This is a genomic window from Prevotella sp. oral taxon 317 str. F0108, from assembly GCF_000162415.1.
GTDB classification, from domain to species: Bacteria; Bacteroidota; Bacteroidia; order Bacteroidales; family Bacteroidaceae; genus Prevotella; species Prevotella conceptionensis.
This window is the reverse complement of sequence record NZ_GG740076.1, coordinates 176846-189664: the sequence shown is the minus strand read 5'-3', so window position 1 is coordinate 189664 and position 12819 is coordinate 176846. Positions and strand designations below refer to the sequence as shown.

Sequence of the window (12819 nt, the reverse complement as noted above, 5' to 3'; positions counted from 1 at the left end):
CTGGCTTATGAAGACAGCATGGAGGTTCCTAGCCGCCCAATAAACCCTTTTCCACAACCTTGCTGAGGGCAACTTCATGGGCGTTACAACCGAAAGTAAGCGTTTATGCAAAACCAATTGGGCAACGCCATACGCGTTGGAACCAGGCTTTCCCCCTCAACCTCTTGCCTACAAACGCAAGCCAGCATCAAAGCAGGCCATTTTAAGAAAGGCCCCATTGCACCAAGCATAAGCCAACAAAGCACCTGCGGGCTAAGCCCGAGGTGCGATTAAGGTCTACAAAAGGGAAAGCTTAAAGGGTTGCGACACATTAAGGCACCAGCGAGAGCGTCTTGAATGTAAAAAGAAACGAGGTTGCCACGCCGGGCTTCTGTGTCGCTCCCTTTCTTCAAACAACAGTATGTATCTTCAAATCAGTTGCGGCAGTCAATCATAATCGTGCCGGCATGGCAACGATACACCTGCCTCACTCGTCCGTCGGCGGAGTAATGGGAGGCCAAAGCCTGTCGCAGCTGTTCGTAATCATCGTCGGAGGCCATGCTATCAATCTTCACATTGATGAGTCTTCCCATGGGAAACACCTGGTAAAGGCCGTCGCGCGTGTACTTAATCTTATCCACACCGCCGAGAAGTCCGTAGCTCTGGTAGTCCGTCTCGAGGCTCGACACGAACTCGTCTGCCAAGCTTAGTACCTCACGATACTTCACCTGCCCGCAGGCCCACAGCTGCAATAACATAAAAACAAACAATACTACCTTCTTCATACAAACATCAGTTTAGATTATTTTATATACATATCAGGTTTCCCGCTTTCAAAGCGGAACATCGAGAGGTATTAGCGACCATAGAAATACGCTCGTTCACAACATGGCATGTATGGAAAAGGAAAGGCGGTTGCCTTACGAAACAGGGCTCCGATGGCTTTGTTACCACGCGAAGTGGCTTGTCTCTTGGCTTTCTTCTCTAATCCTTCGACTGAATAGTTGTTGAACTTGCTATATTCTTCTACTGGTATTTGCGCAACCGCCATTCGCTGGATGGCGGGTGTTGGGGCATTGGCGTGATTCCCCGTCTTGTGGATTTGCGCTTGTAAAATACGCGCACCACCTGTGAATCTCTGTTTTTGTTTTCAAAGACTACTAAGTACTTGGCAAAGATAGGCATTTGTAAAATAACTGCCAAACATTTTCTTCATTATTTTTAATATAATGCGAAAAAACTTCTTTACTAAGTACGAAATAAGTATAAATATCGAATAAATACGTCAAAATTTCCCATAACGTGCTTAACCACCAGCAAGTAGGTGTTACTTTAAAGTCAACTTGTCTCCTTAAATTTCAAGCGGTTCATCAGACCGCCCATCAGATGTTTTAGGCCCTCCCCATCGTTTCGTGTTTGTTCTTCGCTTGCTTGTTGGGCCTATTGCCCACCATTCAGCTGAAGTAACTTGCCGCACCTTCAAGAATAAGACGGACGATAGGCCCGACAATCAAACAAAATTTGCACAGACCCTAATGAACCCATTGGGGTGGAATGTTTGCGGCAAGACCTGCTGTTGGCGGACGAAAGGGCAGTAACGATGCTTAAATCTGCGTTCGTTAACACGCGCCCAAATGTTTTTGCCGATAAGCTTGTGCTGTAACGGTTCTGAAATTTGCGTTCGTTAATACGTTATCCGACGTAAATTATTCAGCAAGAAATTTAACATTATGAGTGCGATTTTTTCCACCAATCGTCCACCTTGCCGCAAAAAATCGATTCTCGCGAAGGTTAGTTGTGATGCCAAAAGGGGTTAGTCTGCGAATGCGGCAAAATGAATTTTTATTTAAAAACGACTCCATCCGCACCACTTTTGGGGCTATTTGTTGCTAATTGCAGGGTAAAATGGTGCAAAACGCAGTGCGTTTTGATGCTAAATGCAAGGCGTTTTGGTGCAAAACGCAAGGTAAAACGGTGCAAAACGCAGTGCAATTTGATGCTAAATGCAAGGCAAAATGCCGCTAGATGCAAGGCGATAAGCATAAATATCCACTGAAATGGTATAAACATAACCTTTCAAAGCCATTAAAAACATGGCCAAAAAGGGCAAAATAGGCATTAAAAAGTGGTTTTTTGGGGGTTAAAAGCAGGTAAATGGACTTATGAAAATCTGAGTCGGCAACCAAACTAGAAAGGCAAAATGGTGCAAAATGCAGGTTTAAGGCCCAAAATTGCAGACAACGAGGGGACAAACGAACCAGGATCTAGCCACTAAATGTATGCTTTTAGACCTTGATTTTCTCTAGAAGGGTCGGCCAACAGAATGCGTTTTGTAAAATTAAAACACCAATTTAACAAATACTACCACTAGAACAAAGATTAAATCCCAATAGGTTGTTAAACCGCTTATCGATTATTTTAGGTTGTTTCCCTCGTTTCATGTTCATCTCCCGTATGTTTATAGGCATCTTGCCCGTCTAAATTTCTCGACGTAGTCAGCTACGCTTTCAGCCCCAATCGGTTCATTACACTGCTAACCAATTGTTTTAAGTTCTTCCTATCAATTCCCGTTCAGTTTTTCTTTATCTGTCGGTGTCTTGCCTACCCTATTCTCTCGACGTAGCCCGCCACTCCTTTAAGAATAAGACAGACAATATGCTCAACAATCCAACGAAATCAACACAGGCCCAGCTATCGATCTGGTTTTAAGAAAAAGACAGGCAATATGCTCGACAAGGCAGCGAAATCAACACTGGCTACAACGAGCGGTTGGGGTTAAAAGCAGGTTCCGAAGTGAATTGATTAGGGCCAACTGGTTTGTAGACGAAGAGGTTAACCAGGTTAAAATTAGGTTTCAAAGTAGATTGACTGGGGTCAACTGGTTTGTAGACGAATAGGTTAATCAGGTTAGAAGTACGTTCCAAAGCGAATTGATTAGGGTCGACTGGTTTGTAGACGAATAGGTTAATCAGGTTAGAAGTACGTTCCAAAGCGAATTGATTAGGGTCGACTGGTTCGTAGACGAATAGGTTAATCAGGTTAGAAGTACGTTCCAAAGCGAATTGATTAGGGTCGACTGGTTCGTAGACGAATAGGTTAATCAGGTTAAAAGTAGGTTTCAAAGTAGATTGACTGGGGCAACTGGTTCGTAGACGAATAGGTTAATCAGGTTAGAAGTACGTTCCAAAGCGAATTGATTAGGGCCGACTGGTTCGTAGACGAATAGGTTAATCAGGTTAAAAGTAGGTTCCAAAGTGAATGGGTTTGGCCACCCAAAACAGCTTTCGCCCACTTCTTGAAAACGCGCAACTAATGGCGCATCCACAAGAAATGGGCGAAACAGGCTGTAACAAGGCCAAATGCCTTGCGAAAAAGGTTTCAGCACACGCTGTTTACTTCTTTGCCTTGGGCTGTGCCGCCTTTGGTTGCGGTTTCAGCAAGTCGGCATATCGCTTAGGGTCTGCCAGCAGCTTGAGGGCCTCTTTCATTTGCTTATCGTCAACAAGCGAGTGCCTGATGCGGCCCTTTTGGAAGTAATACGTGGGTATGATGCCGTCGATGATAAGCCGCTTGACAGCATCTTTGTTGATGTCGAGGTCTTTGGCGATGTTGTGGCTCAACTTCTTTTCTAGCGCATCGAACTCGGTTTTGGCATCATCATAATAGCCTTCGAACTTAGCCAGCTTTACCAATTCCTTTAAGAATTTCTCACTTTCGCGGTCGTAAGTGAACTTCGAGTTGAGCACACGCTGCTTAAACTCGTTGTATTCGGCATCGGTAAGCGTAAAGTCTTCGGGTTGCGCGATGGTGGGATGCTTGGCAATGTAGTCTAATTGATAGTTCAGCAACAGCTCGTTAGAGTCTCTGATGCCTGCCAGGTAAAACGCGATGTTGGGCAGCGAGTCGGCTTTCACCACCACATCGGGCAGAATTCCGCCGCCATCGCGCACAGGCCTGCCGTTGGCCGTGTGGAACAACTTGGTTAACGAGTCGGGCACCTGCTCGGTTGTGCCGCCGTTTCCGTGTTTATAGTTAATGGCCTGAATACATCGCCCGCTAGGTATGTAGTACTTGGCCGTCGTCAGTTTGAGTGCAGTATTGTAAGGCAAGTCCATCGTCATTTGCACCAAGCCCTTGCCAAAAGTGCGCGTTCCCAGCACCACAGCCCGGTCGAGGTCTTGCAGCGAGCCGCAAGTAATTTCGCTGGCGCTGGCCGAATTGCCGTCTACCAGCACCACGATGGGCATCACGGTGTCTATGGGTTCAACCGTTGTGCGGTACTCGTGGTTAGAGCGTTGCAGCTTTCCGCGGTTGGAAACGATGAGTTTTCCTTTTGGTACGAACATGTTTACGATGCTTACAGCCTCCGACTCGGACCCGCCGCCATTGCCGCGAAGGTCGAACACAAGGCTCTTCATGCCTTTTTGTTTAAGGTCGAGGAAGGCACGGCGCACCTCGCGCGAGCAGTTTTCGGTAAATCCAGAAAGGTTGATGTAGCCCACATTGTTGGGTTGCATGCCATAATAGGGCACGGCAGGCGACTGGATGGCCTTACGGGTAACCTTAAACTTCATGACCTTGCCCGTTGACGGGCGTTTTATTTGGAGGATGAAGCTTGTTGCGGGGTCGCCTCGCAGATGGTCGCTAACGTAAGATTGGTCTTTCTTGGTCATGTCTTCGTTGTCGATGGCCAAGATGATGTCGCCCTTTTTCAGTCCCACTTCGGCAGCGGGCATGTTTTCATAGGGTTCTTCTATGATGACGCGTTTAAGCTGGCTGTTGTACTTAATGATGGCGCCAATACCTCCGTACTTGCCCGTAATCATGAATTTAAGGTCTTTCACCTTGTCTTCGGGGTAATACACGGTGTAGGGGTCTAGGGCTTTAAGCATGGCGTTGACGCCCGTCCCCACCGTTTGGTTAGCGTTAAGCGTGTCTACATACATCATATCGAGGTTTTTGTAGATAGCGTTAAAAATGTTAAGGTTCTTGGCCACGTCGAAGTTGTGGTCTCGTTCGTTTTGCGCCGCTGCCGTGTAGGCGGTGGCGGCCAGGCATAATGCGATGAATGTCTTCCTCATTGTAAATAGGTTTGTTCTGTTTTACAAAATTACGACATTCATATTACCTAGCGTTATCTTTATTCCTATTTTATTATAAAATCGAGAAAAAACGATTTTTTTCGCCAAAACATTTGGTGGTTTCAACAAAATGCAGTACCTTTGCAACCGCAAACAAGCAAAAAGCTTCAATAGCTCAGTTGGTTAGAGCACCTGACTGTTAATCAGGGGGTCGTTGGTTCAAGCCCATCTTGAAGCGCGAAAGGGAATTACTTCGGTAGTTCCCTTTTTCTTTTTCACCCCGCATGAGGCACGTTTCGGCGAACCATGCAGGCCATTGAGCTTGGCTAAGCAGTCCAACGCACAGGCATCGGCAGAAGAAATTGATTAGGCGAAGACTTTGAGATTTAAAAGTTAACCGCCCTCCAGGACTTCGACAGGTGTTTTCCTGAACCTCAGCATGCCAAGAAGGACGGCCGTTTCACACCTTTATATCTTACGGGCGTATGTGCCAACATGCCCATTCACAAGGTTTTGATTTCCAGAGTTTCAGTATCGGGGTGGGTGTGGTGGCATGATGGCTGCCTCCCTTTTCGAAGTATGCTGTAGGCGCTTGTGGCCTTTGCCACAGGGAATGGCCGCTCTTTTCTCAGAGGAAAGCGGGTTAAGGACGTTGCCTTTCGTTTCTTACACTTGTACACGTATATGTACAAAAACAAGTACTTAAAAGCTTGGTGGCTTGAAAAATAATCACTAACTTTGCCATATACTTAAATAGATATGTTATGCAGATAATAAGCCCGGCAGAACTTAGAGCCAACCAAAAGAAATATTTTGATTTGGCCGCGCACGAAACAATCTTTGTGGCTAGGAGAAACGATTATCCTATCCGGCTTGTGGTGGTTACAGACGAAGAGGAGTTTCCCACAAGAGAAGAGGTTGCATCTTTACAGAAAGCCTTAGAAGACGTGAAGAGCGGCCGTGTAAATCGCATGGAAAGAGGGGAAAGCCTTGATGATTTTTTAGAGCGCACAGGCCATGTATGATTTAGACTTTACAGAACAGTCGCAAAAAGAAATCGCCAAGCTGCGCAAGTCTGACGCACAAGGCTACAAAAAACTCAAAGCCCTTTTAGTTGAACTTAGCGAGCACCCTTACACAGGCACGGGGCATCCGCACCAACTTCGATATGCCAATGGCGTTTGGTCTCGCAAGATTGACAAGAAGAACCGGCTGCGGTATCTTGTCAACAACACGACGATAGTCGTACTAGTGTTATCCGTGGTTGGCCATTACGACGATAAGTGATGCCCAATTCCAATTTTCGAAACCCCACAAAAAACGCTCATTGCTTTAATCCCTTTTGATTCTGCATTCGTAATTCTTTCATGTTCTTTCGGTCGGTTAGGTCTGGCTATCGATAAAAATCATTGGGCAAACCCTCGTTTTGGTTGCTTTGCTTTTGGCGATGCTTGCCAAAGGAATGGCACGCCCCCTTGTTGATGTGGGTGTTTTACAAGGTGCGGAATGTTATTCTTAACCGACGATTGAAGAAACAATAAAGAACCAACTGCTTGTGAATAGGTTTCTCTCCTCTTTTGTTTATTTGCAAAATGTTGTATAGCAAATTCACTTATAGTCAAGCAGAACTGGATTCGGAACGCCATAGATACGCTGTTAGCAAACCAAAGTGTTGCCTTTTCTCTGCATAAGGGTTTGTTCACGCCATGCTACGCACAACTTACGTTCTTCTAACAACAATTTTCCAAAAGCAACCCTGTTTGGCTATAATCAAACAATCACCAAGCAAGGCTTTGGCACATAGTCACACCTATTTATTATATCGACTAGTTGCAGATATAATGTATTTGTGAAAAACACCCACATCACCCGACATCCAACACAAGAAACATGCCCACAGGCCACACTGCCGAAAAGCAAGATGCCAAGCGAAGGCCAGACCAGGTTGTACAGTAATGTGCCCGAAAGCAACGTTTAGCAAGCCACAATTGAAAGACAACGCAAAAAAACACGCATTTTTTAGGCCGCACACCGCACATATTAAAAAAAGAAGTGTTATTTTTGCAAATTGTTAGTATTGTTTTGATAGAACGACATTGTGGAGAAAACCATAGACATAGACAACATCCTTAAAAGCAAGATGGGCGACAAGGCGCGTCTTGTACCCCGTCCGTTGGTAAGATGGCTTAAACACATCGTGCACCAAGACGAGGTGAACGGTTTTCTTTGGGACAACCGCGAACGCGTGGGCGTAGACTGGTTAGAGGCTTGCGTAAGCTATCTAGACCTGACATTAAACGTGCGCGGCATGGAAAACCTGCCTGCAAAGGATGATGGTAGGCTATACACGTTCGTGTCTAACCATCCATTGGGCGGCATCGACGGCGTGGCACTTGGCGCAATCGTGGGTCGGCACTACGACGGCAACTTCCGTTATCTGGTTAACGACCTGCTGATGAACCTGCCCGGTTTGGCTCCGCTATGTATTCCTATCAACAAAACTGGCAACCAAAGTCGCGCTTTCCCTGCTATGGTTGAGGCTGGTTTCAAGTCGCAGCAGCACATGATGATGTTCCCTGCGGGCCTTTGCAGCCGAAGAACGAAAGGCGAGATACGCGACATACCGTGGACAAAGACGTTCATCGCCAAGAGTGTAGAAACACAGAGAGACGTGGTGCCCATACATTTCGGAGGGCAGAACTCCAACTTTTTCTATCGTTTGGCCAACACCTGCAAACGCCTAGGCATCAAGTTCAACGTGGCCATGCTGTTCCTTGTAGACGAAATGTACAAGAACAGGCACAAAACCTTTAACGTAACCATCGGCAAACCCATTCCGTGGCAAACGTTCGACAAAAGCCGAACGTCCCTGCAATGGGCGCAAGCGGTGCAAAACTTGGTGTACCAACTGCCCACAAACAACCAAAACCAGCGACTTAATCCCTAAGCCATAAACCATAACCGAAGGAAGAATGGAAGAAAAAATCATCCAACCCGTTGAAAGGGAACTGCTGAAAAGCGAACTCACGCCCAACAAACAATTGCGCCTGACGAACAAGAGCAATAACGAGATATACATCGTTACCGCACAAGACTCGCCCAACGTGATGCGAGAGATTGGCAGGCTGCGCGAGATTGCGTTCAGAAACGCCGGCGGAGGAACGGGAAAGGCGTTGGACATCGATGAGTTCGACACGATGGAAGGCGGATATAAGCAGCTCATCGTGTGGAACCCCGACGCAGAAGACATCATTGGGGGATACAGATATATATACGGAACGGACTGGAAGATGAACGACGACGGACAACCGCTGCTGGCAACGAGCCACATGTTCAAGTTTTCCAATCGCTTTCTCACCGACTATATGCCTTATACGGTGGAACTAGGCCGTTCGTTTGTGGCCGTAGAATACCAAAGCATCCGCAAGGGAACAAAGAGTATCTTTGCGCTAGACAACCTTTGGGACGGGCTTGGCGCATTGACGGTCATCAACCCGAAACTGAAATACTTCTTTGGAAAGATGACGATGTACCCCTCGTACATCCGTCGCGGCAGGGATATGATACTCTATTTCCTTAAAAAACACTTCGACGATAAGGAGAATTTAATTACACCGATGAAGCCCCTTATTATCGAAACCGACCCGAAAGAGTTGGAGGCGCTGTTCTGCGAAAACGACTTTAAGGCAGATTATAAAATCTTGAATCGCGAAATTCGTGCGTTGGGATATAACATTCCGCCGCTGGTTAACGCCTACATGGGGCTTAGTCCTACGATGAAACTCTTCGGAACGGCCATCAACTATGGTTTCGGCGACGTTGAAGAAACGGGCATCCTCATCGCCGTTGACGAGATTTTGGAAGAGAAACGCGTGCGCCACATCGACAGTTTCATTGCCGAAAACCGAGAAACGCTGGAACTGACAACGGGACAAAACAAGATTATATATAAAGAGAAGTAAAGGCCGAACAATTGCTGCACACACCGTGCGCCCTTTCATTCGTCCGCTTGCTAGCGTGGCAAGGGGGAACAAGCCTTGTAAAACGGATCGCAATTCATAGACAACGTGTCTGCCAAACAGCTGACGAACCAACTTGTCGGCTAAAATTCAGCTATTGCAACAACGCCTATAATAAAAGAGGTATCGTAGACTTTTCAGGCCACATTCTGCGAGTGTGTAAACAACAAACACGCCTTTTCGATACCACGTTACCAAACAAAAGCCGTCAACATTGCCGCACATTAGAAGCTGTCAATCTGTTAAACTTTTGTTCGTTCGAGATAAAAACACTATATTTGCACTATAAAATAACATCCAATAAAATAAAAGGAGGCTTTATGTACATCATAAAAAGCATGATACAATTTGTGGCAAGGGCCACATACGTGTTTGGAAGAGCTTCCAAAGGTCAATATCACTCTGATTCGGAAGCAATAAAAGAACTAGAAAGGGAAGTGCTGTATGGCAAATCGGATCGTCGTACCGATGCAGAGAACCTGATAAACGACAGACGGAATGTTGCAGCCGACATACGAAAAAGCTTTAATAAACTTATAATGGAGAATGGCTAAACAATCTATCAGCAGGAAAGAAACCCAAGTATCAACTGGCGATTCGGTAGGAAAGCAACTAGAACAAACCGTGTCGGTTGATGATAACTCATTGCCTTCGCCCCAAGAGTTATCCCAATACCAGAAAATCAGCCCCAATATTGTTGAGTTCCTGATAGAAACAGCGAGAAAAGAACAAGAACATAGGCATTATATGGAAAAAGAGAAGTTGGAATTAATAAAGGAGTCTGAACAAAAAGACGCAAAGATGAACATTAGGGGTATGCGTTTTGCCTTCTTATCACTTGTCATTTTCATGGGTATTACAGCTTTCGCTCTATACCTAGATAAGCCTTGGTTCTCTGGTATCTTTGGAGGAATCACCATTCTGTCCATCATGTCAATATTCGTTGAAGTAGGAAAGAAACCGAAAAAAGAAAAATAGGGAGCCATATATATAGGAAACCATCGTTCCCTATTCACGTTCTCACTAAAAGCAATCGGCCACGCCATTGGAAACCCAATGCGTGGCCGATTGTTTTTTGGTCGGGATGAGGCGACTCGAACGCCCGACCCCTACGTCCCGAACGTAGTGCGCTACCAACTGCGCTACATCCCGATGCCAAAACGAATGCCAATGACGAACCGCAACATTACTTACGCAACTGGCTTTCTTCGCTTAAATGCGGTGCAAAGGTACTGCAAAAATCTGAATAACGTGCAAATGACGAGAAAATATTAAAGAAAATGCAGAGAATGTTTGCCAGTTACACAAATTATCACTACCTTTGCACTCGCAATTCAGAAGTTGGTGCCATAGCTCAGTTGGTAGAGCAAAGGACTGAAAATCCTTGTGTCCCCGGTTCGATTCCTGGTGGCACCACATTTTTTGGTTAATAAATTGTGTGGGTCTTTGAAGTCGTGAGATTTCAAGGACTTTTTTTTATACCCCAAACTTAGCCAAATGCCTTGTTTATAGTCAAACATAATGGGTTTTGGAAAATTGTTCTTTTCTCGTTCCTCGAAAAGTGCGTTTTCTCGCCATGACAATGTCCGAACAAGCTCGGCATTGTTCATTTGGCTTAACGAAAACGTTGTTATAAGTTTGCTTACGTAGCACCTATAGCTTTCCATATCCAATTCTGTTTGGCCATAAAAGTCAGAAAGAAACGCGCAGCCATTGCTCTCGGCACATCGTTCGGTAGGCAATCGCCCACCCCACCCCCAACCAAACACACACCTTATATATAATAAGGAGTGCCATCCGCACCACATCCACCACCCCATCCCCATTCAAAATATTCCGCATACCAAATAAAAAATGTGGCATTGGGGGCATCCATCCCCACGATTTTGTGTACTTTTGTAGCACATAACGCGCTGCCGACATGCTCACCACAAGCTTAACGGGCACATGCCAGCGCAAAACACAACCAACTTACACAAAGATGAATCTACCATCCCAACTCTCGCTCACCATGCTTCCTGCCCTCGCATTGGCCACAACGGCCGATAAGACAGTGGCACAAACCAACGACACCCGCTACCCCAAGTGCCCTGAACTGGCCACAGTTCCCGTAAACGCAGCAGCGCAAGCCACTGCCGTGCGTCCCAACATTTTATATATCATGTGCGACGACCACTCCATGCAAACCATCAGCGCATACGGCAGCGCCCTATCTAAGCTTGCGCCCACGCCCAACATCGACCGATTGGCGCGCCGCGGCATGCTGTTTAGGTCGGCCTTTGTCGAAAACTCGCTGTCAACGCCCAGTCGCGCCTGCCTCATCACGGGCCTTTACAGCCACCAAAACGGACAACGACAACTGGGAGAAGGCATCGATACCACCCGAACTTTTTTCAGCGAGCTGCTACAAAAAGCGGGGTACACCACAGCAATGGTAGGCAAATGGCACATGCACTGCCGCCCCAAGGGGTTCGATTTCTTCCATATCCTCTACAACCAAGGCTCTTATTACAACCCCGTGTTCTGCTCAAACCGCGAATACGGCAAGTACAAGCAAGAGAAAGGCTACGCAACGACACTCATTACCGACCACGCCATCGACTTCTTAGAGCATCGCGACAAGTCGAAACCCTTCTGTTTGCTGGTGCATCACAAGGCACCGCACCGCAATTGGATGCCCGAAGAAAAATACTTCGGCCTTTATAGCGACGTAGAGTTCCCACTTCCCAAAACCTTTTGGGACGATTACGCCACGCGCGGCTCGGCTGCCAGAACGCAAAAGATGCGCATCGACGACGACTTGCGCATGATTCAAGACCTGAAAGTGCCCGAAACGCTAGACACGGCCGACGTGGAAAGCATGGATTCGTATTACGCACTGCTCGGCGAAACAAGCAGATTTACCACCGAACAGCGCGTAGCCTTCGACAAATACTATATGCCAAGGAACAAGAAGTTTATCGAATCAAAACTCACAGGCAAGGAATTGGTGAAGTGGAAATACCAAAACTACATTCGCGACTACGCTGCCGTGATACGTTCTGTTGACGACAACGTGGGCCGACTACTTGATTATTTGGAACAAAACGGACTTAGCGACAACACCATCGTGGTGTACACCTCAGACCAAGGCTTCTATATGGGCGAACACGGATGGTTTGACAAGCGGTTCATGTACGAAGAGTCGTTCCACACGCCGCTCATCATCAGCTATCCCGGACATGTAAAAGAAGGAACAGAATGCAACCAATTGGTGCAGAACATCGACTTCGCGCCCACTTTCCTCGAACTTGCCGGGGTGAAAAAGCCCAGCGAGATGAGTGGCCGTAGTCTGCAACCGCTGTTCAAGGGCACAAATGTAAAGGACTGGCGAAAAGACCTTTACTACCACTATTACGACTATCCCACTTACCACCTTGTGCGCAAGCACGATGGCGTGCGCAACGAACGCTACAAGCTTATCCACTTCTACGGAAAGGGCAGCGACCGCGCCGTGCAAGAAAACAAGTACCAACGCACGCCCGGAACCAGCGAATATTATACCTATCAGGCATTGAAACGCATCAATTATTTTCGCGATGATGCCGACATAGATTATTACGAACTGTACGACTTGCAGGCCGACCCCGACGAACTGAACAACATCTACGGCAAACCGGGTACGGAAAAAGTTACCAAGCAGTTGCTTAAACGATTGGGCGAATATCGCAAAGAATTGAAAGTAGACGAGTAACGCACGG

General features: G+C 46.6%; 9 protein-coding genes and 3 tRNA genes. 9 read left to right on the top strand and 3 right to left on the bottom strand.

Features of this window, described 5'->3' with window-relative positions; translation table 11 throughout:
* Positions 1–413 precede the first annotated feature (413 nt).
* Positions 414–764, bottom strand: coding sequence for a hypothetical protein (locus HMPREF0670_RS13310; protein WP_009231670.1), 351 nt, complete (start codon positions 762–764; stop codon positions 414–416).
* A 2607-nt stretch (positions 765–3371) separates the two neighbouring features.
* A complete protein-coding gene (locus HMPREF0670_RS13300) occupies positions 3372–5060 on the bottom strand; it encodes a S41 family peptidase (protein WP_009231668.1) in 1689 nt (562 codons plus the stop codon).
* A gap of 164 nt (positions 5061–5224) precedes the next feature.
* Here HMPREF0670_RS13300 and HMPREF0670_RS13295 point away from each other — a divergent pair.
* From HMPREF0670_RS13295 to HMPREF0670_RS13260, 7 genes are all read left to right on the top strand, one after another.
* A tRNA-Asn gene (locus tag HMPREF0670_RS13295) sits at positions 5225–5298 on the top strand.
* A 526-nt stretch (positions 5299–5824) separates the two neighbouring features.
* Positions 5825–6085: a hypothetical protein gene (locus HMPREF0670_RS13290; RefSeq protein WP_009231667.1), complete on the top strand. Its 261-nt coding sequence runs from the start codon at positions 5825–5827 to the stop codon at positions 6083–6085.
* The gene (locus HMPREF0670_RS13285; RefSeq protein WP_009231666.1) at positions 6078–6347 is read left to right on the top strand and encodes a Txe/YoeB family addiction module toxin; all 270 of its coding nucleotides are present in this window, start codon (positions 6078–6080) and stop codon (positions 6345–6347) included. Before HMPREF0670_RS13290 ends, HMPREF0670_RS13285 begins: the two co-directional genes overlap by 8 nt.
* Positions 6348–7158: 811 nt before the next feature.
* Entirely contained in the window at positions 7159–8007 is an 849-nt protein-coding gene (locus HMPREF0670_RS13275) for a 1-acyl-sn-glycerol-3-phosphate acyltransferase (protein ID WP_009231665.1), read from the top strand.
* Positions 8008–8032: 25 nt separating this feature from the next.
* The gene (locus tag HMPREF0670_RS13270; RefSeq protein WP_009231664.1) at positions 8033–9022 is read left to right on the top strand and encodes a GNAT family N-acetyltransferase; all 990 of its coding nucleotides are present in this window, start codon (positions 8033–8035) and stop codon (positions 9020–9022) included.
* A 377-nt stretch (positions 9023–9399) separates the two neighbouring features.
* Positions 9400–9633 (top strand): hypothetical protein, encoded by a 234-nt coding sequence (locus HMPREF0670_RS13265; RefSeq protein ID WP_044078325.1) that lies wholly within the window; start codon positions 9400–9402, stop codon positions 9631–9633.
* The gene (locus tag HMPREF0670_RS13260) at positions 9626–10057 is read left to right on the top strand and encodes a DUF2335 domain-containing protein (RefSeq protein ID WP_009231662.1); all 432 of its coding nucleotides are present in this window, start codon (positions 9626–9628) and stop codon (positions 10055–10057) included. Before HMPREF0670_RS13265 ends, HMPREF0670_RS13260 begins: the two co-directional genes overlap by 8 nt.
* Before the next feature lie 98 nt (positions 10058–10155).
* Here the strand turns inward: HMPREF0670_RS13260 and HMPREF0670_RS13255 are convergent.
* A tRNA-Pro gene (locus HMPREF0670_RS13255) sits at positions 10156–10231 on the bottom strand.
* A 191-nt stretch (positions 10232–10422) separates the two neighbouring features.
* Between HMPREF0670_RS13255 and HMPREF0670_RS13250 the strand changes: the two genes are divergently transcribed.
* A tRNA-Phe gene (locus HMPREF0670_RS13250) sits at positions 10423–10495 on the top strand.
* A gap of 595 nt (positions 10496–11090) precedes the next feature.
* Positions 11091–12812, top strand: coding sequence for a sulfatase (locus HMPREF0670_RS13240; protein ID WP_009231660.1), 1722 nt, complete (start codon positions 11091–11093; stop codon positions 12810–12812).
* Positions 12813–12819: the final 7 nt, after the last annotated feature.